This is a genomic window from Bacillus sp. FSL R5-0820 (genome assembly GCF_038593385.1).
Taxonomy (GTDB): Bacteria; Bacillota; Bacilli; order Bacillales; family Bacillaceae; genus Bacillus; species Bacillus altitudinis.
This window is the reverse complement of record NZ_CP151991.1, coordinates 2,253,005-2,277,365: the sequence shown is the minus strand read 5'-3', so window position 1 is coordinate 2,277,365 and position 24,361 is coordinate 2,253,005. Positions and strand designations below refer to the sequence as shown.

The following is a 24,361-nucleotide window of genomic DNA, read 5'->3' as shown; positions in this document are numbered from 1 at the left end:
CGATTAGTAAAAATTGTTTATCATGAAATGGAGGTAGCCTGGTCAAGATAAAATTAATATGTTGGATGTAGCGTTGCTGCTTCTAATAAAGAAAGGTGGGGTTTTTATGTTGAATTTTACATGGAACGTATTTTCACAAACAGGAAGCGTTGACACGTATCTGCTTTTCAAAGAGTTAGAAAAGGAGAACCTGGAAAGACCCGATGTACTTGAAGAAGAAATAGCACGACTTGATTTTCCAATCTTATAATTCTTGACCCCCTCCAATGCTCGGAGTGTAGACAAATGCTCATTAAAAGTGAAGGAATCGTCCTTAGAACAACAGATTATGGCGAAACAAACAAAATTGTCACGCTGCTCACTAGAGAACATGGGAAAATTGGTGTGATGGCAAGAGGCGCTAAGAAATCGAACAGCCGCCTGTCAGCCATAAGCCAGCCGTTTTTATACGGAACCTTCCTGATCCAATCATCAACAGGACTTGGAACGCTCCAGCAAGGTGAAATGATGGAAAGCATGCGGACCATTCGGGAAGATTTATTTCTGACCGCATATGCCGCATATATGACAGAATTACTTGATAAAGGAACAGAAGAAAAGAAGCCAAACCCTTACTTGTTTGAACTTCTTCTTCAATCTTTACGCCATCTCAATGAAGGCACAGATGCTGATATTATTTTATTTATCGTAGAGGTTAAAATGCTGTCAGTGATGGGGTTGAAGCCTGAACTGGACAAATGTGTACACTGCGGTCAAAAAGAAGGGCAGTTCCATTTCTCAATTAGAGATAACGGATTCATCTGTAGGCAATGCTTTTCTAAAGATCCATATAAACTGCCCTTATCCCCAGCAGCAGCAAGACTGCTCCGTTTGTTTCATTATTTTGATTTATCAAGGCTTGGTCAGGTTGACGTGAAACCACAAACGAAACAAGAAATTCGTCAAGTGCTCGATCATTATTATGAAGAGTATTCAGGTCTTTATTTAAAATCAAAAAAATTCATGAATCAAATGGAATCCATGAAAAAGCTAATGGACGGTGAAAACAAAAGTTGACATCTTCCATGACTTTTTGTAAGATCATCTAAGATCAAATATGTTGCATTGACAGAAAGAAGTACTTACGTATCAGCCATAAAAGCGACCTTAGGACGGTGTGAGCTAAGGATGGACACGTAACGAAAGGCATTCTTGAGCAACGTAAAACAAAGCGGCTGGGTGCTACGACACCAGCAAATAGGGTGGAACCGCGGGAAAAACTCTCGTCCCTATGTTTGCAAGGAACCTTGCGAGCATAGAGACGGGAGTTTTTGTGTTTTGCAAAGAGGTTCTAGGCCCCACCGCCATACATAGCGGATGGTGTAAAAAAGATGGAGGTGCGATCATTGAATATTCAAGACATGATTTTGACACTGCAAAAGCATTGGTCAAATGAAGGCTGCGTATTAATGCAGGCATATGACACAGAAAAAGGTGCTGGAACGATGAGTCCATACACGTTCCTCAGAAGCATTGGGCCAGAGCCATGGAAGGTAGCCTATGTAGAACCTTCAAGACGCCCGGCTGATGGCAGATATGGAGAAAACCCAAACAGATTGTATCAGCATCATCAATTTCAAGTGATCATTAAGCCATCACCTGACAATATTCAAGAACTGTATCTAGAATCATTGAAGGCGCTTGGCATTGACCCGCTGAAACATGATATCCGTTTTGTTGAAGACAACTGGGAAAACCCATCTCTTGGCTGTGCAGGACTTGGCTGGGAAGTTTGGCTTGATGGAATGGAAATTACGCAATTTACGTATTTCCAGCAAGTTGGCGGTCTAGAATGTAAGCCAGTTTCTGTTGAAATCACATACGGAATTGAGCGCCTTGCTTCTTACATTCAGGACAAAGAAAATGTGTTTGACCTTGAATGGACAGATGGCTTTACTGTAAGAGATTTATTCTTAATGGCTGAATACGAGCATTCTGTGTATACGTTTGAAACATCTAATACGGATATGCTGTTCGATTTATTTACAACATATGAAAAAGAAGCACATAGCCAAATGGACAAAGGGCTTGTTCACCCGGCATATGATTATGTACTCAAATGTTCTCACACCTTTAACCTGCTTGATGCCAAAGGCGCGATTTCTGTGACTGAGCGAACAGGCTATATCGGAAGAGTACGTCAGTTAGCGAGAAAAGTAGCCAAAACATATTACGAAGAACGAGAAAAACTAGGATTCCCTATGCTAAAAGAGGAGGCGGCTTCTCATGAATAAACAAGATGTATTACTTGAAATCGGCTTAGAAGAGATGCCGGCTCGTTTCATGCCAGAAAGCACAAAGCAGCTAGGTGACAAAGTAAAAGCTTGGTTCGTAGCGCAAAATATTTCATTCGAAGACGTTGCTTTATTTAATTCACCAAGACGTCTAGCTGTACTCGTCAAAGGTGTTGCAGAAAAACAAGAGGACATCAAAGAAGAAGCAAAAGGACCGGCTAAAAAGATTGCTCAAGATGCTGAAGGCAATTGGACAAAAGCTGCCGAAGGTTTTGCCCGCGGACAAGGCGCTTCAACAGATGATCTTTATTTCAAAGACATTAAAGGTGTGGATTATGTCCATGTCCAAAAGTTTCAAGAAGGAAAGCAAGTCAAAGACCTTCTTCCAGCATTGGGTGACATTGCCGCTTCATTGAGTTTTCCAAAGAACATGAGATGGGGAAGCGAGGATTTACGCTATATCCGTCCAATTAAATGGATTGTTTGTTTATTTGGTCAAGAGATCATTCCTGTCGAAATTGCAGGAGTGAAAAGCGGACGGGAGACTAGAGGACATCGTTTCCTAGGGACGACAGCCAGCATTGACACACCAGCTTCTTATGAGCAAACATTAAGAGATCAATTTGTCATTGTAGATTCAGATAAAAGAAAACAATTAATTACTGAGCAATTACATGCGCTTTCTTCCGAAAAAGGCTGGGTCATTCCAGTTGATCCTGAGCTTCTAGAAGAAGTGAACGATCTCGTTGAATATCCAACCGTTCTATTTGGTTCTTTTGAAGAAGAATTTCTTGCGCTGCCAGAAGAAGTGCTTGTCACGACAATGAAAGAGCATCAGCGTTATTTCCCAGTGAAAAATGAACAAGGGGAATTACTGCCGCACTTTATTACGGTCAGAAATGGAAACAGTGAGGCACTTGAAAATGTGGCAAGAGGGAACGAAAAGGTTCTTCGTGCACGTTTATCAGATGCGGCATTTTTCTATAAAGAAGACGAAAAACTCGTCATTGAAGACAACATTCAAAAGCTTGATAAAGTCGTATTCCATGAGAAACTTGGCACGATTGGCGACAAGCTGAAAAGAGTAACAGACATTGCCGTCCGCCTTGCTAGTCATGTGGGAGCAGATGAAGAAACGTCTAAACGCGCTGCAAGAGCAGCCAGTATTTCTAAATTTGACCTTGTGACTCAGATGGTCTATGAATTCCCAGAACTGCAAGGAATCATGGGTGAAAAATATGCTAGAGCACTTGGCGAGCATGAAGAAGTGGCAAAGAGTATCAACGAGCACTACATGCCGCGCTTTGCCGGTGACGATGCGCCGTCAACACTTATTGGGGCGATTGTTGCAGTGGCGGATAAGCTAGATTCTATTTGTTCATTCTTCTCAATTGATGTCATTCCAACAGGCTCTCAAGATCCTTATGGATTAAGAAGACAAGCGAGCGGTATCGTTCAAATCCTGCTAGACCGCCAATGGAATCTTTCATTTAAAGAGCTTTTAGCACTAGCTCAAGTAGAGACAAAACATGAAGCGGCTCTCATTGAATTTTTAACACACCGTTTGAAATATGTTCTCCAAGCAGAACATATCCGTCATGACGTGGTGGAAGCAGTCCTTGATGTTGAAAATATTGAACCATATGCAGTTGTGAAAAAAGCAGCTGTTCTTGAGGAGAGCGTGAAACAGGAAAGTTTCAAAGAAACGGCTGAGGCACTAGGCCGCGTCATTTCAATCAGTAAAAAAGGGGAAGACGCACAGATTCAGCCTGAACTGTTTGAAAATGAACACGAACAAAAGCTATTTGAAGCGTATCAGCAAGCGGAAAAAGCCGTCAACGAGCATATGGCAAGTGGACAGTACCATTCAGCACTTGAAGCGTTAGATACGTTAAAGGCACCAATTGTTCATTATTTCGACCATACCATGGTTCATGCCGATGATGAAAAACTGAAACAAAATCGTTTGGCACAAATGGTCAAACTTGCAAAAGTCATTCAATCATTTGCGAATATGAACAATTTAATTGTAAAATAAATACCTAAGAACGGTTGCCTTTTTCGAAGGGCAATCGTTTTTTACTCATTTAATTCACGGTTTTTGAGTGGATTTTTGTTTCATTCGGACGAAGATGCGCTATAATATGATGAGTTATGAAATTGATATACATAAAGTAAGGATTCGCTCTCTCTATTTAAAGGTGGTGAGTACAATCGAGTTAAATAAACGGCAAGAGCAGATTTTACAGATTGTCAAAGAGAATGGTCCGATCACTGGAGAGCATATCGCCGATCGGCTGAACTTAACAAGGGCTACCCTCAGACCGGATTTAGCCATTTTAACGATGTCTGGCTTTTTAGAAGCAAGACCAAGGGTCGGCTACTTTTTTACAGGCAAAACAGGCACGCAGCTTCTGGCAGATAAGCTGAAAAAACTTCAAGTGAAAGATTTTCAGTCCATTCCGGTCGTGATACACGAGAATGTTTCGGTTTATGATGCGATTTGTACGATGTTTTTAGAGGATGTGGGCACATTATTCGTTGTGGACGATCACTCTATTTTAACAGGCGTGTTATCAAGAAAAGACCTCCTTCGAGCAAGTATTGGGAAACAAGAGCTTCCATCTATACCTGTCCATATTATTATGACAAGAATGCCGAACATTACCGTTTGCCGCAAAGAAGATTTTATTATGGATGTGGCCAAGCACTTGATTGAAAAGCAAATAGATGCACTTCCTGTTATAAAAGATACGGATAAAGGCTTTGAAGTGGTCGGCAGAATTACGAAAACAAACATGACGAAAATACTTGTTAGCTTATCAGAGAACGAAATTATCTAATTACAGAAGACTGCGAGGGGATGTTATGAGTAATCGCGTAATTTTTGTTGTATCAGATTCAGTAGGAGAAACGGCAGAGCTCGTGGTCAAAGCGGCACTTAGCCAATTTGATGGCGGCTCATCCGACCATTCAAATATTAGAAGAATCCCATATGTAGAGGATGTTGGTACGATTAAAGAAGTCATTTCACTGGCGAAAGCAGATAATGGGATCGTCTGCTTTACTCTTGTTGTGCCAGAAATGCGCCAATTCTTAATAGAAGAAGCAGAAGCCAATGGCGTCGTGTACTATGACATTATCGGTCCACTTATTGATAAAATGGAGACGGCATATGGAAATGAAGCGAAACATGAGCCAGGTCGTGTACGTCAATTAGATGAGGACTATTTTAAAAAGGTAGAAGCCATTGAGTTCGCTGTGAAATATGATGATGGCCGGGACCCAAGAGGTATTCTAAAGGCTGATATTGTGCTGATTGGTGTATCACGTACGTCTAAGACACCACTTTCTCAATACTTAGCACATAAACGCTTGAAGGTAGCAAACGTTCCGATTGTTCCTGAAGTTGATCCGCCAGAGGAGTTATTCTCAGTTGATCCAAAAAAATGCATCGGCCTGAAAATTAGTCCAGACAAACTAAATCATATCCGTAAAGAACGTTTAAAATCACTCGGTTTAAATGACCGTGCCATTTATGCGAATATCGAGCGGATTAAAGAGGAACTAGAATATTTTGAAAAAGTGGTTGACCGAATTAACTGTCAAGTTGTTGATGTATCGAATAAAGCAGTTGAGGAGACAGCAAATGTCATTCATCAAATGCTGACCAAAAGAGGTTCCGAATAAACTCAGGATGCTCCTCCTGGGTTTTTCCTATGGTGGGAAACGGGTAAACAAAAACAATAGCATATTTGCTGCATTTGTATTATAATAAAAAATTGTGATAAAATGATTGATTTTAGGTTTAAGTTAAGTCAAGAACGAATAAACTAATATTGGCAGAAGTCAAGTGATTCTGAACATAACTTTTCGACAAAATGAGTTTTACTGTTGATCGCTTTATGGGGGAAAAGTATGGTCTTTTTGCTTCTCTAAAGCAGGAATAAGGTGGAGGGATGGAGAATTAGTCACCTGAATGAACGTAAAAAAGAAAGGACGATTTATGTCGATGCAGATGCTTGTCCTGTAAAAGACGAAATCCTTTCTGTCGCATCTCAATTTCAAGTACCTGTGACTTTCATTGCTTCATATGAGCATTTTCAAACCAAACGATCACCACTTGAAGATTGGCGGTTTGTTGATACACATAAGGAAGCAGCAGATTTAGTCATTGCGAACTTAGCTGTCAAGCACGATGTTGTCGTCACCCAGGATATTGGTCTGGCCTCCTTACTGCTTCCAAGACAAGTCATTGTTCTGTCTGAAAGAGGACGAATGTACACAAACGAAACAATTGATTTTGATTTGGAACGCAGGCATGTTTCCAGTAAACAGCGAAGAAAAGGTGTATACGGAAAAGGTCCCAAAAAGCTTTTAGAAGAGGATAAAAAGCGATTTATTGCCCAACTACAAAAAATCCTGTCGAATCATGAAGGATTTTTGAATTAAAAGGCGAATAATGTACGACGGAGTGTTATTAGGATGAGCAAACGTATACCAGATGAACTTTTGGAGCAAATCCAAAAAAACGCAGACATTGTCGAAGTGATTGGAGAATACGTACAGCTTAGAAAACAAGGTCGGAATTACTTCGGTCTTTGTCCATTCCATGGTGAAAATACTCCTTCATTCTCTGTTTCAGCAGATAAGCAAATCTTCCATTGTTTTGGCTGTGGTGCAGGAGGTAATGTATTTTCGTTCCTCAGACAAATGGAAGGCTACTCATTTATTGAAGCCGTTTCACATGTTGCTGATAAGTACCATATTGATTTGCCGGATCATGTAGCGAATGCGCAGATCAGTTCCTCACAGCAAGAGGATACAGCAGATCATAAAATGATTGAGGCGCATGAGCTTCTTAAGAAATTTTACCACCATTTGCTGGTAAATACAAAGGAAGGTCAAAACGCACTCGATTATTTAAGGTCCAGGGGCTTTACGGATGAAACAATTGCCAAGTTTGAGATCGGGTATGCTCTCGACTCGTGGGATTTCGTGACCAAGTTTTTAGAAAAACGAGGGTTTGATCCTGCGATGATGGAGAAGGCTGGTCTTTTGATTCAACGAGAAAACGGCACAGGTTTTTTTGACCGCTTTAGAGATCGTGTCATGTTTCCGATTCATGATCATCACGGGACGGTCGTCGCTTTTTCTGGAAGATCACTTGGTGATCAGCAGCCAAAGTATATGAATAGTCCTGAAACGCCACTTTTTCATAAAAGTAAGCTGCTTTATCACTTTCATGACGCTCGTATGCATATTAGAAAACGCGAACGTGCAGTCCTTTTCGAAGGATTTGCTGACGTCATCTCGGCTGTCACAAGTGGTGTTGGCGAAAGTGTTGCAACAATGGGTACGTCTTTAACAGAAGAGCACGTAAAGCTTCTTAGGCGGAACGTAGAAGAGATCATTTTATGTTATGACTCTGACACGGCCGGGTATGAAGCGACCATGAAAGCATCAGATTTGCTTGGAAAAAGAGGATGTAAAGTTCGCGTTGCCATGATACCAGATGGACTTGATCCAGATGATTACATTCGTAAATATGGCGGCGAGAAATTTAGGAATGACATCATAGATGCAAGTGTGACATTAATGACATTTAAGATGAATTTTTTCCGAAGAGGAAAGAATTTGTCTGACGAAGGAGACCGCCTGACTTACATGAAGCAGGTTCTCCGAGACATCAGCCGATTAAACGGTTCCTTGGAACAAGAGATTTACATGAAGCAGCTGGCCGGGGAGTTCTCCATTTCACTTGACTCATTAAAGGAGCAATTGGAGCTTTTTGAAAAGCAGCAGCGACAAGAGGCCAAGAGCTCGCAAGAAGAAAATGGGCTTGAAAAGCGGCGTGCACATCTGTCAACACAGGTAAGACGAAAACGTCTAAGGCCGGCATATGAAAACGCAGAGCGAATGCTCCTTGCACATATGTTGAAAAATGATGACGTGATCCGAAAAGTGCTTGATAGGATAGGGTTTGAATTTAATATAGATTCGCACAGAGCGCTGGCAACATACATTTATGCATTGTATGAAGAAGGCAAGGAGCCGACCCCGCAGCATCTGATGAACCGTATAGAAGATGATGTGATCAATCAGCTCCTGACGGATATATTCATGATTCAAGTTGGAGACGAACTAAGTGAAGCTGAATTAAGTGATTATGTAAAAAAAGTGTTGAATCATCGGAATTTGTCAATGATAAAGGAAAAAGAACTAGAACGTGCAGAGGCGGAGAGGCAAAAAGATTTCTTCAAAGCGGCAACACTTGCAAAAGAAATTATTCAGTTGAACCGTTCGCTGAAGTAATACGTCTACTATTTATGACAAGACTTACGGCTGGCAATGAATCCTTTAATGGGAGGAGCATAAGACCGCAAGCATCTTGCCTTCATCATTATTTATTTTATTCCTATTTGCTCATTCTGTTTGATAGAGAGAGAAAGGCAGAGCAGAAGCAAATCGCAAGTTACTTTAGAATTCGTTGCAAGCTTTGGAAGGAGGGATCCATAATGGCTGATAAACAAGCCCACGAAACTGAAACTGAATTAACCTTTGAACAGGTGAGAGATAAGCTCACTGAAACGGGTAAAAAACGGGGCGTTTTAACATACGAAGAAATTGCAGAGCGTATGTCTAGCTTTGAAATTGAATCAGACCAGATGGATGAATACTATGAATACTTAGGCGAACAGGGTGTAGAACTCATCAGTGAAAATGAAGAGACTGAAGACCCAAATGTTCAGCAGCTGGCTAAGGCAGAAGAGGAATTTGACCTGAATGATTTAAGCGTACCACCAGGTGTCAAAATTAATGATCCTGTTCGTATGTACTTAAAAGAGATCGGGCGCGTCAATTTGCTATCTGCTAAAGAAGAGATTACGTATGCTCAAAAGATTGAAGAAGGCGATGAGGAATCAAAAAGAAGATTAGCGGAAGCGAACCTTCGTCTCGTTGTCAGCATTGCGAAACGTTATGTTGGTCGTGGTATGCTGTTCCTTGACTTGATTCAAGAAGGAAACATGGGGCTCATGAAGGCGGTTGAGAAGTTTGATTACCGCAAAGGATACAAATTCTCAACATATGCGACATGGTGGATTAGACAGGCGATCACACGTGCGATTGCCGATCAGGCGAGAACAATCCGGATCCCGGTTCATATGGTGGAAACCATTAATAAATTAATCCGTGTTCAAAGACAGCTTCTACAAGATCTTGGTAGAGAACCAACGCCAGAAGAAATTGCGGAAGACATGGATTTAACACCAGAGAAAGTAAGAGAAATTCTTAAAATTGCGCAAGAGCCAGTATCTTTAGAAACACCTATTGGTGAGGAAGATGACTCGCATCTTGGTGATTTTATCGAAGACCAAGAGGCGACTTCTCCATCAGACCATGCTGCCTATGAGCTCTTAAAAGAGCAGCTTGAAGATGTATTAGATACGCTAACGGACCGTGAAGAAAATGTGCTGAGACTGCGTTTCGGACTAGATGACGGAAGAACACGCACATTAGAAGAGGTAGGAAAGGTGTTTGGCGTAACAAGAGAGCGTATTCGCCAAATTGAAGCGAAAGCTCTTCGTAAATTAAGACACCCAAGCAGAAGTAAACGATTAAAAGACTTCTTAGAATAGAAACCGGACGGATCTTGAGAGAGATCCGTTCTTTCTTCATCAAAATGAAAACGCTTTTTTGATCTGATTATATTTTACTGAATAACAAATGAATTTGCAACGTTCTTAGAGAAAAGATGTATAAAAAATACATCTAAATGTGCTGAAGGCTTCTTTTCTCATTTTGAATCATTTTTGTCTAATCTGTGAACTTGACCAAAGTTTTGTATCATAATTCGTTTACTTTTTGTAAAATTAAAGTAGAATTAGAATTGTTTGCATAGTCTCAAAGGGGTTTTTCACAAAGGGGAGGATGAAAGAAATGAAACGGAATCCACTTATACCATTCTTATTGATTGCCATTTTAGGTATTGGACTCACTTTTTTCTTATCAATGAAGGGGCTGAAAGATGAAGACAAAATTGCCTCTGGGGGCAAAGAGCAAAAGCAAGAAGAGACCGCAAATGCGACGCCGGAAGAATTGTATAAGCAGAACTGTATTAGCTGTCATGGGGAAAACTACGAAGGTGGCGCTGGTCCTGCATTAAAAGGTGTTGGCGACAAGCTTGAAGTAGCAGACATCAAGAAAAAAATTCAAGAAGGCGGAAATGGGATGCCGGGCGGGCTAATTCCTAATGAAAAGCTCGATGAAATGTCAGAATGGGTATCCAAAATTAAATAATAAAGCGCAAAAAGCTCTTTTTCATCAGAAGAGCTTTTTTCATTTGAAAACGACTTTTAAAAAGTCCATAATTTATATAAGATAGACAAGTATGAACATTAAAGAAAAGTAGTGATATGGATGAATGAAATGAATTTGTCAAAACGATTAAAAAGAGTCGCAGACTTTTTACCAAAAGAGGCGGTCTTTGCTGATATTGGCTCAGATCATGCCTATTTGCCATGTTATGCGATATTACATCATAAAGCATTGAAAGCCATTGCTGGTGAAATTACTGATGGACCGCTTCAATCTGCGAAGCAGCAAGTACATAGGCTTGAATTAGATGAGCAGATTTCAGTCAGAAAAGGAAATGGCCTTGAAGTGATTGAAAAAGGCGAGGTGAATGCTGTCACGATTGCAGGAATGGGCGGAGCACTCATTGCAAGCATTCTAAATGAAGGTAAACACAAGCTCACAGGGCAGGAGCGGCTTATTCTTCAGCCTAATATTCATGCTCACCATATTCGTTTATGGCTCTATCAAGAGGGGTATGAACTGATGGATGAAGTGATTTTAGAAGAGGATGGCAAGATATACGAAATCATCATTGCCGAAACTGGCGACAAAGATAAAGCTTATGAAGGCATGTCGATTGAAACAGGCATGCTCGTTGGTCCGTTTCTTGCCAAAGAACATAATGATGTCTTCCGGCGCAAATGGATGAATGAGCTCCAGCACATGGAGCATATAGAAGGCCAGATTCAAAAAGCAGCGCCGACGGAAGAGAACAAAGAACGTCTAAAAGAGCTGAATGCGAAAATAAAAATGCTAAAGGAGGTTTTGACTGTTGGCTAAAACAGTGAACGGGCATGAAATCATCCAATTATTTGAGCAATTTTCACCAAAGGCATATGCGGTGGAAGGTGATAAAATCGGGCTCCAGATTGGAACGCTGAATAAAAAAGTGACCAATGTCATGATCACCTTAGATGTATTAGAAAATGTGGTAGATGAGGCAATTGAGCGGAAGGTGGATCTCATTATTGCCCACCATCCGCCAATTTTCCGTCCATTAAAACATGTGGCGACAGATCAGCCGGCAGGACGGATCATTGAGAAATGCATCAAACATGATATTGCGGTGTATGTAGCACATACAAACCTGGATGTGGCTGATGGGGGAGTCAATGACTTGCTTGCAGAGGCTTTAGAGCTCGGGGAAACAAAAGTGCTAGTTCCAACATATGAAGATCCAATTAAGCAGCTAGCCTTGTATGTCCCAGTGGAATTTGAAGAGGCCATCAGGACGGCTTTAGGAAATGCGGGAGCTGGCCATATTGGCAACTACAGTCATTGCGCTTTTTCAAATGAAGGGACAGGCAGTTTTCTGCCATCAGAAGAAGCTGTGCCATTTATTGGTGAGACGGGTAAATTGGAATTTGTGAAAGAAGTACGAATCGAAACCATTTTCCCAGCAAGTATTGAAAAACAAGTGATTCGTGAAATGATCAAAGCACATCCTTATGAAGAAGTGGCTTACAGTGTTCATACGACAGATCTTCCTCCTGTTCAAAAAGGCCTTGGCCGTATTGGAGAATTAAAAGAACCTATGACACTTAAAGACTTCACTCAATTTGTGAAAACGAAGTTAGATGTGAATGGAGCGCGTTTTGTAGGAGATCAGGAAGCGATCGTGAAAAAAGTAGCTGTGCTTGGAGGAGACGGAAATAAATATATCCATCAAGCGAAAAGAATGGGTGCAGATGTGTACGTGACTGGCGACCTTTATTTCCATGTCGCTCACGATGCCATGATGCTCGGACTGAATGTAGTGGACCCAGGTCATTACGCAGAAAAGATCATGAAAGAGGGCGTAAAGACAAAGCTAGAATCGCTATGTACAGATAAAAAATATGATGTGCAATTCTTTGTATCAGAATCAAACACAAACCCGTTTCAATTTGTGTAAACAAAAACGTCAGAGCATAGCAGCTCTGACGTTTTTTTTATTTCTTTGTTTTCACGCGAGGTAATATCTTAGAAAGAGGAACCGTCCGTTCAATTTTCCATGTTGATTCATCATCAGGTTCGTAGTTTTCTAAGAAACGAATGACTTCTTTTGTAATAGGTGTTGGTGTGGAAGCACCTGCAGTAACGGCAACTGTTTTAACCCCTTGGAGCCATTCAAGCTTTAGCTCACTGAGATCACCAATTCGGTAAGCCTGCGTTCCTGCAATCTCCATTGACACTTGCGCCAGACGATTTGAGTTATTGCTTTTTGGATCGCCGACCACAATGGTCAGATCGGCTTGGCCTGCTTGCTGTGACACAGCTTCCTGACGTACCTGTGTCGCAAGGCAGATTTCTTGATGGTACTCGACGTGAGGATATTTTTCTTTAATGAGCTCCATCAGATCATGAACATCCCACTGAGACATTGTCGTCTGATTGGTGATGAGCAGTTTATCTGACGTTAAATCGAGCGCTTTAATATCAGCTTCTGTTTCGACAAGGTGCACTTTGTCAGGTGCAACACCGACGGCTCCTTCTGGCTCAGGGTGCCCCTTTTTCCCGATATAAATAATGTCATATCCATCAGCTGTTTTTTCTGAAATGAGTTCATGTGTTTTCGTGACATCTGGACAGGTCGCATCAATGGCGACAAGGCCTTTTTCTTCTGCAATTTGACGGACTTCAGGAGATACGCCGTGAGCAGTGAAAATGACTGTGCCACTTTCAACCTGCTTTAAAATATCCAGACGGTTTGGTCCGTCCAGTGTGTAAATTCCATCTTCTTCGAAGGCGTCTGTGACATGTTTGTTGTGCACAATCATACCTAATATATAAATTGGGCGTGGCAAGTTTTTATCAAGTGCGGCATTTTTAGCAATGACCATTGCATCTACAACGCCATAGCAATAGCCACGCGGCGAAATTTTAATTACATTCATTTATTCGTCCTCCTGTAGGGAAGTGCTGCTAGAGAAGAACAATATAAAAAGCCGTGAAAAACGGCTTTTGATCATTCTCTTCCTTCATTATAGCCAAAGTAAGCGCATATATCAAAGATTGTTATACATGGGAAACACTTCGCCTTTAAAAGATCACTAGACATATAGTTTCGGAATGGAACTGCCCGATCTTTTTTTCGGTTTTGCTTCAGGAGCAGCTGATGTGTGTACAGTCCCTTTTTTGACAAGGATGTCCTCTGGTTCTTCTTCTTTTTCTTCTTTTATTTCATCATCAACTGGTGCTGCTTGTTCGTGCGGAACGTCTGTTTCTGCAGTGATTTCTTTTGGTTCTTCGTCTGCATCATTCGTATTTGTTTCATCATCATCCGCACTGCCAAGCTGGCTATAGAGTTTAATCATGGCAGGCAAATTTCTGACTAAAGGACCGTATTGCTGAATCATAGGCGTGAATTGCTGCGCCATTCCGAGTACTTTTTGAACATTTCCTAACATGCTTGAAAGGTTCGCAGGGTTTGCGAAGCTCTGGATTCCTTGTAATCCCGCACCACCTCCAGCTCCAGAGATTCCTGCACCTCCAGCTCCAGGAAGAAATTTTGCCAGCATGCCCTTAATTCCGGCGCCGCCTAGTGCACGGCTTTCGCCTCCAGGAATGCCACCCATCCCGCGTAGACCGCCGCCTTGTACAGACGGAGAGCGAGGCATCATTTGTTGAAATTGGTTGCCTTGCCCTTGAAAAGGCTGTTCGATCGGAGCCTGCTGTCTCCGTTGAAAAATCCCGGGCTGTCCGCCATTTCCAAGGTGCCGGCGTGAGGGACGATGCGGCTGAAAATCGCCCATAGGCCTTTGCCCTAACATACTTGTACCTCCCTTACTGCATTCTCTTTCTCTTCATAGGTTATGCAGGGAAGTATCATTTGGTTTCCTGTGAGAAAAGCGGACATGGTTTTTTTGCTGAAAATCAGCTATAATGAGGAGATGAGCAAAAAGGCATTGCCTTAAGGAGTGAAAACATGAAAGAAACGAAATTTACGACATATGAATTAAAGTCTTTTATTATAGATGCTATTCATGAACTGGGCTTTTATGAGCCGACTGATATTCAAAAGAGAATCATCCCTGCTGTTTTAAAAGGTGAAAGCGTGATTGGACAGTCTCAAACAGGGACAGGGAAAACCCATGCGTATTTATTGCCGCTTATTCATTCAATTGATCCAAGCAAAGAGCAAGTACAAGTGGTCATTACTGCACCAACACGAGAATTAGCGAATCAAATTTTTAAAGAAGCACAAACGATCTTAAAAAATACGCCTCCAGAAGAAGAAATCAAGGCAAAGCTTTACATTGGCGGAACGGACAAGCAGAAATCCATTCAAAAGCTAAAGAATCAGCCGCACTTAGTGGTCGGCACTCCTGGACGTATTGCTGATCTTATTCATGAGCAAGCGCTGAATGTGTACAAAGCAACATCTCTTGTCATTGATGAAGCAGACCTTATGCTAGATATGGGCTTTTTAGAAGATGTGGATCGTATTGGCTCACAAATGCCAGAACAGCTGCAAATGCTCGTCTTCTCAGCTACTATTCCAGAAAAATTAAAACCTTTCCTCAAAAAATATATGGATAATCCGAAATATGCACATGTTGAACCGAAACGCATTACGGCTGAAAACATTCAGCATATTTTAGTTCCATCTAAACAACGAGATAAATTAAAATTACTTCATGAAATGGTGACGAATGTACAGCCTTATTTAGGGATCATCTTTGCCAATACGAAATCAACTGTTGATGAAATTGCCTCATTCCTACAGGAAAAAGGAATGAAAATTGGGGTACTTCATGGTGGTTTAACGCCTCGTGAACGTAAAAAAGTGATGAAACAAATTGAAGATTTGGAGTTCACCTATATTGTGGCATCTGATCTTGCTGCCCGCGGGATTGATATTAAGGGCGTCAGCCACGTGATTAACTATGAGCTCCCATCCGATCTTGATTTTTATGTTCACCGTGTGGGAAGAACGGCTCGCGCTGGTTCATCTGGCATTGCAATGACCATTTATGATCTCGCTGATGAGGATGCACTCGTTCAAATTGAAAAAATGGGTGTTGTGTTTGAAAACAAAACGATTGTTCATGGCGAATGGCGAGATGCAGATGATCGTTTGAAGCGTCAAAGACGTAAAAAAGCACCAAATGAAATTGAAGAAAAAGCAAAACGCCTTGTCAGAAAACCGAAAGCCGTCAAACCTGGATATAAAAAGAAAATGACACGTGAGATGGATAAGATCAAAAGACAAGAACGTAGAAAGTCAAAGCGTAACGGAAAGTAGGGGGACACATTGTTGAAGATTGGATCACATGTATCCATGAGCGGAAAACATATGCTTCTTGCAGCGAGTGAGGAAGCTGCCTCTTATGGTTCAAATACTTTTATGATTTATACAGGTGCACCGCAAAATACGCGCCGTAAAAAAATTGAAGATCTCAATATTGAAGCTGGACAAGCGCATATGAAAGAGCATGGTATGACAGATATCGTCGTTCATGCACCGTATATTATCAATATTGGGAACACAGTGAATCCAGCGACATTTGAGCTTGGAGTGGACTTCCTTCGCTCTGAGATAGAGCGTACAGAAGCGCTAGGTGCAAGACAAATTGTTCTCCATCCAGGTGCGCATGTCGGAGCAGGTGCAGATGCTGGAATTCAAAAAATCATTGAAGGCCTCAATGAAGTCATCGTGAAGGGGCAGGAGGTTCAAATTGCGCTGGAAACAATGGCGGGAAAAGGATCAGAGTGCGGAAGAAGCTTTGAAGAGCTTGCCCAAATTATTGACGGTGTGACACATAACGAAGCACTTTCTGTCTGCTTTGATACGTGTCACACGCACGATGCTGGTTATCCCATTGTGAGTGATTTTGATGGAGTATTAGAAGAGTTTGATCGAATTGTTGGGATCGATCGAATCAAAGTTCTTCATATTAATGACAGTAAAAATGTACAAGGCGCAAGAAAAGACCGACATGAAAATATCGGTTTTGGAGAAATTGGTTTTGATGCCCTGAGCTATATCGTTCATCATCCACAGCTTCAAGATGTGCCGAAGATTCTAGAAACGCCTTATGTAGGTGAAGATAAAAAGAACAAGAAACCACCTTATAAATTCGAAATTGCGATGCTGAAAGAAAAGCAATTTGATGAAGGTTTACTAGATAAGATTACGGGTCAATAAAAAGTGCATGCAATGTGATGAGGTGCCGCTAAATGCGGCCCTTTTTTGCCTAATTTGTGAATTGATTAAACAGATCATTGACGGTCTGTGCTGTCTGTTTAGACGTAATGGCTTCCACTTGCTTAAGCAGCCGGTTGCGCTCTGCATCGTTAAAAATATTGACGTTTTTCCCATTCATGAGTTTGGCGACCTCAGCAGCCTGATTGGATGTTAAGCTGACCCCATACTGTTTCGCATACCTTAACAAGTCATTTGCTGTGATCTGATTCAGACGCTGCAACACAATTTTTTGGATTAAAATCAATTCCATTCCTCCCCTCTGTATCAATGTATGGGCGAAAACGGAAAATGTGCAAAAAATTTTATTTTACTCTGTGAAATGATAAAATAGTAAAGTGAATAAAATGTTCATTGAAAACTAAACATGTGTAGAAGGGAGAACGTATGGCAAATAGTAAACAGCATAAAAAGGAATCAGTGCCTCATTTTATTTTGAGAATTTTTCTGATTCTAGTAGGAGCTGCATGTGCAGCAGTCAGCATTGAATTATTTTTAGTGCCAAACAATATTATTGATGGAGGCATCATCGGTATTTCGCTTATTTTGGATTATCTTTTTACGGATAACCCATTCATTAATTTTGCGACGATTGTTGTCATTTTAAATATTCCATTTATGATATCAGGATACAAACATATTGGGAAAACCTTCTTGATTTCCACTGTGATTGGGATTGTCAGCTTGGCCGTGATTGAATCTTCACTCCATCATGTAGAAGCATTTACGACGCAGCCGATTTTAGCTACTGTATTTGGAGGGCTGTTACTCGGGTTTGGCGTTGGGCTTGTGATACGGAATGGAGGCTCAATGGACGGAACGGAAATCTTAGGAATTCTTCTGACGAAAAAAATTCCTTTCTCCGTCGGTGAGTTTGTCATGATCGTCAATGTGTTCATTTTTATTTGGGCGGGCTTTGTCTTCGGACCGGAGCAAGCTATGTATTCTGTCATGACATATTATTTGGCAATGAAAACAATTGATGCTGTTATTCAAGGACTAGATGAAACAAAAGCTGTCATTATCGTTTCGGATTATTATGATGAAATTTCAGATGCGATTCTTCATCGTCTCGGCAGGGGAACGACCAAGCTTAGAGGAAAAGGCGGTTATACCGATGAAGAAAAAGATGTCATTTACGCCGTCGTGACAAGACTTGAAATTACGAAGCTGAAATCTATTGTGTTTGAAATTGATGGTCAAGCCTTTATTACGATTATGGATACGCATGAAACAAAAGGCGGTAAATTCAAAACAGCCATTCATTAGCTTTTATTTTACTTTTTTATCTTTCTTTTATATAATGAAATGTATGTATGGACAAAGAAAATGGCTTTTGCCATTTTCTTTTTGTTGTATAAATCGTAATCATTCTTTTTATATTGGATTAAAGGTGGAAAGATTTATGGCAAAGCCAATTATTGAAATGAAGGACATTTCGTATTCATATGGACAGCGAAATGTCATCGATCACATTCATTTAACGGTAGAGGAAGGAAACTTTCTAGCACTTGTTGGACCGAATGGATCTGGTAAAACAACCTTATTAAAATGCCTGCTTGGCTTGATTAAACCACAGCAGGGAGAATTGAAGCTCTTTGGCACACCTGCTCAAAAATTTAAAGACTGGGATCAAATTGGATTTGTTTCTCAAAAGGCGAATAGCTTTAATACAGGGTTTCCTGCTTCTGTATACGAGGTCGTGGCAAGTGGTTTAACGGCGAAGATTGGTTTATTCAAACGCATGACTAAGCAAGATAAGCTTCAAGTAGATGAGGCCATACGCTCAGTTGGCATACAAGACTTAAAACACCAAAACATTGGTGAGCTTTCAGGCGGTCAGCAGCAGCGTACATTTATTGCTCGTGCACTCGTCAGTCAGCCGAAGCTGCTTATTTTAGATGAGCCGACTGTGGGTGTAGACCAAAGAACAGTAGAGGGCTTTTATCAGCTGTTAGAAACATTGAACAAAGAAAAAGGGATGTCTTTAATTCTCGTTACACATGATGTAGGAACCGTTTCTGACAAAGTCACGCATGTGGCTTGTTTAAATCAGACACTTCATTTTCATGGAGATGCGGAAACGTTTGATTCGATGGATGATCAGGCGCTTTCTCAGTTTTACGGGCATGACATTCAAGTGATTCATCACGATCATCACCATCATGGGGGACATGAATAATGCTATTTCCATTTTTTCATTATGAATTTTTACAAAATGCGTTTATCGCAGGGATGCTGATCGGCTTTATTGCGCCCTTACTTGGTGTATTTATTGTCGTGAGAAGGCTCTCTCTCATCGCAGATGCGCTTAGTCACGTATCACTTGCTGGGATAGCGGCAAGTTTATTCCTTGATAAAAAGTTTGGACTTTTGACAGGGGTTAGCCCGCTTTACTTAGGAATGGCTTTTTCTGTGGCTGGCTCATTGTTTATTGAACGTCTGCGCTCTGTGTATAAACATTATCAGGAGCTGGCGATTCCCATTATTTTATCGGGTGGTATTGGGATCTCTGTTATTTTCATTTCACTTGCAAATGGTTTTAATACAGATTTGTTCAGCTATTTGTTCGGAAGTGTCAGTGCGGTTTCAAGGCTCGATCTTTGGATTATTGTTGGGATCTCACTTGTTGTTGTATTAGTGGTTGTGCTCTTGTATAAAGAATTGTTTTTGCTTTCTTTTGATGAAGAACATGCGAAGGCTTCTGGTATTTCAGCGAAGTGGATTCATTTTATTTTTATTTTAGTTGTTGCACTTGTCATCGCAGCATCGATGCGTATTGTCGGTACACTCCTAGTGTCGGCACTCATGACACTGCCTGTTGCGGCAAGTATTCGGATTGCCAAAGGGTTTAAACAGGCGATTTTCCTTTCCATCTTATTTGGGGAATTGTCTGTCATGGTCGGCTTGATTTTAAGTTATTATCTTGATTTAGCGCCGGGTGGAACCATTGTGATGCTGTCTATCTTGATTTTAATCGGGTGTATTAGTATTGGGAAATTCAGAAGGGGGAATCATCATGAACGTACAAGAAGCGCTTGATTTATTAAAGGAAAAAGGCTATAAATATACAAGCAAACGTGAAGATATGCTTCAATTGTTTTCTGATTCTGATAAATACTTGACCGCTAAAAATGTATTAACAGCATTAAGTGAAGATTACCCAGGGCTTAGTTTTGATACGATTTATCGAAACCTGTCTTTATATGAAGATCTTGGGATATTAGAGACAACGGAATTATCAGGGGAGAAACTGTTCCGTTTTAAATGTTCGTTTTCCCATCATCATCATCACTTTATTTGTTTGACGTGCGGTAAAACAAAGGAAATCGATGCTTGCCCTATGGACAAGCTTGATGCCGATCTAGAGGATTATCACATTAGCGGACATAAATTTGAAATTTACGGAACGTGTCCTTCTTGCGAACCGAAGGAAGTTCATTCATGAAAGAAGCCAGCCGATGGGCTGGCTTTTTGTTTTGTCATGTTGAAAACGTTTTACAAAGGATAGCTGTTTCATTAAAATGAGAACAACAGATCATCTATAGAAGCAGATTTGAGTCTTTAGAAATAGGGGGAGGGGTCAAAAGTGGCGTATTATATCGTATTCGATGTAGGCGGGACAAAAACAAAGCATGGGGTCATGGATCGAAATGGTGAGCTGATCACGAGCGGCGACTACGAAACAAACTGCCGGCAGCTTGAGCCGTTTTTAGAGGACATGGAGAACGTGGTGAAAGAGTATCAAAGGACTTGGGATATCAAAGGGATTGCGATGAGTCTTCCGGGGTTTGTTGACAGTCAAACGGGTTATACGGAATTTGCAGGAGCGATTATTGCTTTAAATGGCCAAAATGTCAAAACGCTTTTGGAAGAAAAAACATCACTTCGTGTAGAAGTAGAAAATGATGCGAACTGTGCAGCTCTGGCTGAAAAATTTAGTGGTCATGCGAAAGAGTGTGACAGCTTTATATGTATGACGCTTGGGACTGGTGTCGGCGGCGGTATTTTTGCTGGCGGAGAGCTTGTTCGCGGTGCCTCTTTTCGCGGCGGTGAATTTGGCATGATGCTGACAGAAACAGAAAACGGTCAGTTTACGACACTCAACAGCAGTGCTTCGACAGCTGGATTGATACGAAGCTACAAAGAGCAGCAGGGAATTCCACAAAGTCAGCAAATCGACGGTCAAGAAATCTTTGAAAAAGCCAAGCAAGATCCGGCCATTGAGAAGATGATCGATCAGTGGTACAAGCGAATCGCAATTGGCATTTACAATGTGGCAACAGTTCTCAATCCAGAGAAAATCCTCATTGGCGGGGGCGTGAGTGCAAGGCCCGATTTGATTCCAAACATTGAGAAACATTTACATACTTTGCATGCATGGAAAAACATACAGGTGACACTGGAAACGTGCTACTATTTCAATCAGGCAGGCATGATGGGTGCACTTTATCATTTTTTAATAAAAGAAGGACATCATCGTACAATCAAAAAGCCGATACATTAAACGTATCGGCTTCAGCGTGTAGACAAACCCTCGTATTCTTTGTCAGTCCTGCGTTCCGGTGCTCACGAATGTCAAATTCGCTCCGCTCCAGTACTCGTCCTTCCTAGGGCTGCAAAGGTTTTCTATCACGCTGAAACGAAGACAAAGGGCTAAAATAAAGTTCATTTTAGCCCTTTGTCAACAATCTGAAGCCGATACATTAAAAACGTATCGGCTTTTGATCTGTTTTAGTAAGCAGTTTGCAGACGCTTTTCATACTGTTTGATCCAATGGGATGCTTCTTGCCAGTTATTCACGCGAATGATCCGTTCATCAATTGGCATTTGATTATACGGTGAGTTAAACAGAATCACTGGAATGTCAGCTTCTTTTGCAATCATTGTGGCATTGCCATGGTGATCTTCAAAAAACACATCGATCTTATGTTTTTGAACAGCTTCCACCTTATGATGTCCGCCAACAAGCTCGATATCGTCGTAATGGACATGATTCTCCTCAAACCATTTGTAGGTGATGTCTGAGTGATGCTGCCTTCTGGCTGTGATATAAATCAATTGATGATGATGTTTCATTTGATTGAGGATTTCTTTTGCACCCTTGGCAGGCTTTGCCTGTTTATAAATAAGAGGCTCATACTCATTCATCCAGCCCCAAAATTCTTCATTTGAAATCTTTAAAAGCTTCGTCAAATCATATTCCGTCATATCATCTAGTGTGATGTCACATTGAAACGACTCATTTAAGTAGGGGACAAAGGTGTCCTGCGCCGTGACTGTGCCATCGATATCAATTCCTAAACGTAACATGCCCACACTCCTCATATTTATCCTCTTAAAGTGTAACATAATCAATTCACAATTCCAGCAAGTTTTAGCAAACATGAAACAGACATTTTTGCTCATACTAAAAAAGCTCCTTTCTATTAACCAAAAGGGGGAATTGATCATGGAAAGAGACGAAGATTTCAGAAGAAATGATCGTGAAATCGACACACACTTTAGTAATGATGATGGCTATTTAGAGGAAACAGCTGCTGAAATAGCAGAGCCATATCAAGCATCAAGAGATCGTGAAGACAGAAGAGAACGTGACCATGTAGGTGACGATTCAGGCAGTAAGGGGATAGGCTATACAGCACTCGCGATTGCGATTATCTCATTATTTGTCTTGCCGGTGCTATTAGGCGTAGCGGCAATCGTCGTTGGTTATATTGCAAGAAGAAAAGGAGCACATGCGCTTGGCGCGTGGTCAATCGGGATCGGAATCGTTTCCGTCATCCTCGGCATCTTTATCACCCCGTTCTTTTAACAGGACAGGAACAGAAAAACGCCTGACAGTGATGTCAGGCGTTCTTTGTTATGCGTTCGCTTGTTTTGCTTTTTCAGCTTCCATTTTTGCATAATGTTCTTCAGCGATTTTATCGATTTCTTTTTTCAGTTCTTCGACCATTGTTTCTTCTGGCACTTTCCGAACAATTTCACCTTTGCGGAATAAGAGGCCTTCACCTCTAGCACCAGCGATGCCGATATCAGCTTCACGCGCTTCACCCGGACCGTTTACAGCACATCCGAGAACAGCTACTTTAATTGGTGCTTTAATTTTAGAAATATATTCTTCGACTTCATTTGCAATGCTAATGAGGTCAATTTCAATTCGTCCACAAGTTGGACAAGAGATGAGTGTTGCTGCATTTGATGCAAGACCAAATGATTTTAATAATTCACGTGCCACTTTGACCTCTTCGACCGGGTCAGCACTTAATGAAATACGGAGTGTGTTACCAATCCCCATATTCAAGATTGCGCCAAGACCAGCTGCACTTTTGACCGTACCTGCAAATAACGTACCTGATTCTGTAATCCCAAGATGAAGAGGATAATCAAAGGCTTTTGCTGCTTTTTCGTATGCCTCAATCGCAAGGTTTACATCAGATGCTTTCATACTGACAATGATGTCATGAAAGTCTAGGTCTTCTAAAATTTTAATGTGATGCAGTGCACTTTCAACCATACCATCTGCTGTTGGATAGCCGTATTTATCAAGAATCTTTTTCTCGAGTGAACCGGCGTTTACCCCAATACGAATTGGAATACCTTTTTCTTTTGCCGCTTTCACAACAGCTTCGACTTTTTCTCTTCTTCCGATGTTTCCTGGGTTGATACGAATTTTGTCTGCACCTGCTTCAATGGCTTTCAGTGCAAGCTTGTAGTCAAAATGAATGTCGACAACAAGGGGAATGTTGATTTGTTTTTTAATGTCCGCAATCGCATTTGCTGCACGCTCATCTGGGCATGCGACACGCACGATTTGACAGCCAGCTTCTTCTAAACGTTTAATTTCAGCTACTGTCGCTTCGACATCATGTGTTTTGGTTGTCGCCATACTTTGAATGACGACTTCATTGTTTCCACCTATAGTTAAAGGTCCCACTTTGACGGGACGCGTTTTTGTACGATGTGTGACTTCACTCACTTGTCAATCGCTCCTTAGTGTACATGCAATTCGTTTGCAGTGTACGACGTGTTTTACATCTCATATTGTAACAGTCTCTTCGTATGAATGACAAGGAATTAACGTTTTATCTCTTATAGACCGGAAACTTGTATGTGCTGCCTGCCCTAATTTCGTTCGCTTTGACGCCTTGATTCAGTGCTTCAAAGTCTTCGATCACTTCATCTAATGGCTTACTTGTATGTACGATAGAGACGACGGTTTGACCTTGTTTAACAGTGACAGTTTTATATGCCTGTTTTTCAGCTGTTTGAAAGGCGCTGGCGGGAACAGCAGGGCCTTCCTGAACGGGGATCGTTCCATTTTTCAAATCAAAAAAGATAATAAAGAGGACAAACAAACTGACTAGTAAAAAAATCATTCGCCGCATTTTACTCACCGCTTTTAAGAGTTTACTTCAGTGTATGTTTGTCCCTGAGTTGATAGAACCAAAAAGAGTGAAAAAGCTAGGGAAGGGCGGTTCTAGTGAGTTCTATTATGACTTGTAATCGGAAAAATTTTTGATAAGCCGAAGCGCTTTCTTTA

The 24,361-nt window shown here is 41.2% G+C and carries 26 protein-coding genes; 20 read left to right on the top strand and 6 right to left on the bottom strand.

Features of this window, described 5'->3' with window-relative positions:
* Positions 1-106: 106 nt before the first annotated feature.
* The 12 genes from NST15_RS11705 (at position 107) to NST15_RS11650 (ending at position 12,525) form a co-directional block, all read left to right on the top strand.
* Entirely contained in the window at positions 107-250 is a 144-nt protein-coding gene (locus tag NST15_RS11705) for a YqzL family protein (RefSeq protein WP_008342408.1), read from the top strand.
* 35 nt (positions 251-285) lie between these two features.
* Positions 286-1,056 (top strand): DNA repair protein RecO, encoded by a 771-nt coding sequence (gene recO / locus NST15_RS11700; RefSeq protein ID WP_255233981.1) that lies wholly within the window; start codon positions 286-288, stop codon positions 1,054-1,056.
* 329 nt (positions 1,057-1,385) lie between these two features.
* A complete protein-coding gene (gene glyQ, locus NST15_RS11695) occupies positions 1,386-2,273 on the top strand; it encodes a glycine--tRNA ligase subunit alpha (protein ID WP_003217487.1) in 888 nt (295 codons plus the stop codon).
* Positions 2,266-4,311 carry a glycine--tRNA ligase subunit beta gene (glyS, locus tag NST15_RS11690; protein ID WP_017367621.1) on the top strand — a complete coding sequence of 682 codons (2,046 nt, stop codon included), beginning with the start codon at positions 2,266-2,268 and terminating at the stop codon, positions 4,309-4,311. Before glyQ ends, glyS begins: the two co-directional genes overlap by 8 nt.
* Positions 4,312-4,477: 166 nt before the next feature.
* Positions 4,478-5,116 carry a helix-turn-helix transcriptional regulator gene (locus NST15_RS11685; protein ID WP_024423017.1) on the top strand — a complete coding sequence of 213 codons (639 nt, stop codon included), beginning with the start codon at positions 4,478-4,480 and terminating at the stop codon, positions 5,114-5,116.
* 25 nt (positions 5,117-5,141) lie between these two features.
* On the top strand, positions 5,142-5,963 hold the full coding sequence (locus tag NST15_RS11680) for a pyruvate, water dikinase regulatory protein (protein WP_008342399.1): 822 nt from the start codon (positions 5,142-5,144) through the stop codon (positions 5,961-5,963).
* Between the two features lie 261 nt (positions 5,964-6,224).
* Complete coding sequence (locus NST15_RS11675) at positions 6,225-6,725, top strand: YaiI/YqxD family protein (protein WP_035702740.1); 501 nt, start codon at positions 6,225-6,227, stop codon at positions 6,723-6,725.
* A 33-nt stretch (positions 6,726-6,758) separates the two neighbouring features.
* Positions 6,759-8,588, top strand: a complete 1,830-nt coding sequence (gene dnaG, locus NST15_RS11670; protein WP_050827417.1) for a DNA primase — start codon at positions 6,759-6,761, stop codon at positions 8,586-8,588.
* Between the two features lie 203 nt (positions 8,589-8,791).
* Positions 8,792-9,913 carry an RNA polymerase sigma factor RpoD gene (gene rpoD, locus NST15_RS11665; protein WP_008342392.1) on the top strand — a complete coding sequence of 374 codons (1,122 nt, stop codon included), beginning with the start codon at positions 8,792-8,794 and terminating at the stop codon, positions 9,911-9,913.
* Between the two features lie 301 nt (positions 9,914-10,214).
* Positions 10,215-10,574, top strand: a complete 360-nt coding sequence (gene cccA / locus NST15_RS11660) for a cytochrome c550 (protein WP_008342390.1) — start codon at positions 10,215-10,217, stop codon at positions 10,572-10,574.
* A 120-nt stretch (positions 10,575-10,694) separates the two neighbouring features.
* Entirely contained in the window at positions 10,695-11,411 is a 717-nt protein-coding gene (locus NST15_RS11655; protein ID WP_048001529.1) for a tRNA (adenine(22)-N(1))-methyltransferase TrmK, read from the top strand.
* Positions 11,404-12,525 (top strand): Nif3-like dinuclear metal center hexameric protein, encoded by a 1,122-nt coding sequence (locus tag NST15_RS11650; protein ID WP_135226693.1) that lies wholly within the window; start codon positions 11,404-11,406, stop codon positions 12,523-12,525. The genes NST15_RS11655 and NST15_RS11650 overlap by 8 nt, the downstream gene beginning before the upstream one ends.
* Before the next feature lie 37 nt (positions 12,526-12,562).
* Here NST15_RS11650 and NST15_RS11645 read toward each other — a convergent pair whose 3' ends face one another.
* On the bottom strand, positions 12,563-13,507 hold the full coding sequence (locus NST15_RS11645) for a 4-hydroxy-3-methylbut-2-enyl diphosphate reductase (RefSeq protein WP_007501283.1): 945 nt from the start codon (positions 13,505-13,507) through the stop codon (positions 12,563-12,565).
* A gap of 156 nt (positions 13,508-13,663) precedes the next feature.
* Positions 13,664-14,383 carry a VrrA/YqfQ family protein gene (gene vrrA, locus NST15_RS11640; protein ID WP_144625386.1) on the bottom strand — a complete coding sequence of 240 codons (720 nt, stop codon included), beginning with the start codon at positions 14,381-14,383 and terminating at the stop codon, positions 13,664-13,666.
* A 155-nt stretch (positions 14,384-14,538) separates the two neighbouring features.
* Here vrrA and NST15_RS11635 point away from each other — a divergent pair, with 155 nt between their 5' ends.
* Together NST15_RS11635 and NST15_RS11630 are read left to right on the top strand one after the other, a co-directional pair.
* Positions 14,539-15,858: a DEAD/DEAH box helicase gene (locus tag NST15_RS11635; protein ID WP_024718822.1), complete on the top strand. Its 1,320-nt coding sequence runs from the start codon at positions 14,539-14,541 to the stop codon at positions 15,856-15,858.
* A 9-nt stretch (positions 15,859-15,867) separates the two neighbouring features.
* Positions 15,868-16,761 carry a deoxyribonuclease IV gene (locus NST15_RS11630; RefSeq protein ID WP_017358005.1) on the top strand — a complete coding sequence of 298 codons (894 nt, stop codon included), beginning with the start codon at positions 15,868-15,870 and terminating at the stop codon, positions 16,759-16,761.
* A gap of 49 nt (positions 16,762-16,810) precedes the next feature.
* On the opposite strand, the gene NST15_RS11625 is transcribed toward NST15_RS11630, so the two are convergent.
* Positions 16,811-17,065, bottom strand: coding sequence for a DUF2624 domain-containing protein (locus NST15_RS11625; protein ID WP_008342377.1), 255 nt, complete (start codon positions 17,063-17,065; stop codon positions 16,811-16,813).
* A gap of 140 nt (positions 17,066-17,205) precedes the next feature.
* Here NST15_RS11625 and NST15_RS11620 point away from each other — a divergent pair, with 140 nt between their 5' ends.
* From NST15_RS11620 to NST15_RS11600, 5 genes are all read left to right on the top strand, one after another.
* Positions 17,206-18,087 carry a YitT family protein gene (locus tag NST15_RS11620; RefSeq protein ID WP_007501276.1) on the top strand — a complete coding sequence of 294 codons (882 nt, stop codon included), beginning with the start codon at positions 17,206-17,208 and terminating at the stop codon, positions 18,085-18,087.
* A gap of 136 nt (positions 18,088-18,223) precedes the next feature.
* Positions 18,224-19,000 (top strand): ABC transporter ATP-binding protein, encoded by a 777-nt coding sequence (locus tag NST15_RS11615; protein WP_017367616.1) that lies wholly within the window; start codon positions 18,224-18,226, stop codon positions 18,998-19,000.
* Positions 19,000-19,860, top strand: coding sequence for a metal ABC transporter permease (locus NST15_RS11610; protein WP_007501274.1), 861 nt, complete (start codon positions 19,000-19,002; stop codon positions 19,858-19,860). The genes NST15_RS11615 and NST15_RS11610 overlap by 1 nt, the downstream gene beginning before the upstream one ends.
* Positions 19,838-20,266: a Fur family transcriptional regulator gene (locus NST15_RS11605; protein ID WP_003217433.1), complete on the top strand. Its 429-nt coding sequence runs from the start codon at positions 19,838-19,840 to the stop codon at positions 20,264-20,266. The genes NST15_RS11610 and NST15_RS11605 overlap by 23 nt, the downstream gene beginning before the upstream one ends.
* A gap of 141 nt (positions 20,267-20,407) precedes the next feature.
* Positions 20,408-21,325: an ROK family protein gene (locus NST15_RS11600; RefSeq protein ID WP_254000659.1), complete on the top strand. Its 918-nt coding sequence runs from the start codon at positions 20,408-20,410 to the stop codon at positions 21,323-21,325.
* Between the two features lie 227 nt (positions 21,326-21,552).
* Here the strand turns inward: NST15_RS11600 and NST15_RS11595 are convergent, their stop codons facing one another.
* The gene (locus NST15_RS11595; RefSeq protein ID WP_342498543.1) at positions 21,553-22,131 is read right to left on the bottom strand and encodes a hypothetical protein; all 579 of its coding nucleotides are present in this window, start codon (positions 22,129-22,131) and stop codon (positions 21,553-21,555) included.
* A 139-nt stretch (positions 22,132-22,270) separates the two neighbouring features.
* Between NST15_RS11595 and NST15_RS11590 the strand changes: the two genes are divergently transcribed.
* Complete coding sequence (locus tag NST15_RS11590) at positions 22,271-22,633, top strand: DUF308 domain-containing protein (RefSeq protein WP_008342359.1); 363 nt, start codon at positions 22,271-22,273, stop codon at positions 22,631-22,633.
* Positions 22,634-22,681: 48 nt separating this feature from the next.
* Here NST15_RS11590 and ispG read toward each other — a convergent pair whose 3' ends face one another.
* Positions 22,682-23,797 carry a flavodoxin-dependent (E)-4-hydroxy-3-methylbut-2-enyl-diphosphate synthase gene (gene ispG, locus NST15_RS11585; RefSeq protein ID WP_008342357.1) on the bottom strand — a complete coding sequence of 372 codons (1,116 nt, stop codon included), beginning with the start codon at positions 23,795-23,797 and terminating at the stop codon, positions 22,682-22,684.
* A 106-nt stretch (positions 23,798-23,903) separates the two neighbouring features.
* Positions 23,904-24,206: a hypothetical protein gene (locus tag NST15_RS11580; protein WP_046343997.1), complete on the bottom strand. Its 303-nt coding sequence runs from the start codon at positions 24,204-24,206 to the stop codon at positions 23,904-23,906.
* Positions 24,207-24,361: the final 155 nt, after the last annotated feature.

Bases quoted from the DNA above. Each gene is read 5' to 3' on its own strand.
- glyS (WP_017367621.1), top strand. From the start codon at position 2,266: ATGAATAAACAAGATGTATTACTTGAAATCGGCTTAGAAGAGATGCCG.
- recO (WP_255233981.1), top strand. From the start codon at position 286: ATGCTCATTAAAAGTGAAGGAATCGTCCTTAGAACAACAGATTATGGC.
- NST15_RS11580 (WP_046343997.1), bottom strand. From the start codon at position 24,206: ATGCGGCGAATGATTTTTTTACTAGTCAGTTTGTTTGTCCTCTTTATT.
- NST15_RS11610 (WP_007501274.1), top strand. From the start codon at position 19,000: ATGCTATTTCCATTTTTTCATTATGAATTTTTACAAAATGCGTTTATC.
- NST15_RS11655 (WP_048001529.1), top strand. From the start codon at position 10,695: ATGAATGAAATGAATTTGTCAAAACGATTAAAAAGAGTCGCAGACTTT.
- rpoD (WP_008342392.1), top strand. From the start codon at position 8,792: ATGGCTGATAAACAAGCCCACGAAACTGAAACTGAATTAACCTTTGAA.
- cccA (WP_008342390.1), top strand. From the start codon at position 10,215: ATGAAACGGAATCCACTTATACCATTCTTATTGATTGCCATTTTAGGT.
- NST15_RS11595 (WP_342498543.1), bottom strand. From the start codon at position 22,131: ATGTTACGTTTAGGAATTGATATCGATGGCACAGTCACGGCGCAGGAC.
- NST15_RS11705 (WP_008342408.1), top strand. From the start codon at position 107: ATGTTGAATTTTACATGGAACGTATTTTCACAAACAGGAAGCGTTGAC.
- NST15_RS11615 (WP_017367616.1), top strand. From the start codon at position 18,224: ATGGCAAAGCCAATTATTGAAATGAAGGACATTTCGTATTCATATGGA.
- NST15_RS11605 (WP_003217433.1), top strand. From the start codon at position 19,838: ATGAACGTACAAGAAGCGCTTGATTTATTAAAGGAAAAAGGCTATAAA.
- NST15_RS11620 (WP_007501276.1), top strand. From the start codon at position 17,206: ATGGCAAATAGTAAACAGCATAAAAAGGAATCAGTGCCTCATTTTATT.
- NST15_RS11590 (WP_008342359.1), top strand. From the start codon at position 22,271: ATGGAAAGAGACGAAGATTTCAGAAGAAATGATCGTGAAATCGACACA.
- vrrA (WP_144625386.1), bottom strand. From the start codon at position 14,383: ATGTTAGGGCAAAGGCCTATGGGCGATTTTCAGCCGCATCGTCCCTCA.
- NST15_RS11645 (WP_007501283.1), bottom strand. From the start codon at position 13,507: ATGAATGTAATTAAAATTTCGCCGCGTGGCTATTGCTATGGCGTTGTA.
- NST15_RS11680 (WP_008342399.1), top strand. From the start codon at position 5,142: ATGAGTAATCGCGTAATTTTTGTTGTATCAGATTCAGTAGGAGAAACG.
- NST15_RS11635 (WP_024718822.1), top strand. From the start codon at position 14,539: ATGAAAGAAACGAAATTTACGACATATGAATTAAAGTCTTTTATTATA.
- dnaG (WP_050827417.1), top strand. From the start codon at position 6,759: ATGAGCAAACGTATACCAGATGAACTTTTGGAGCAAATCCAAAAAAAC.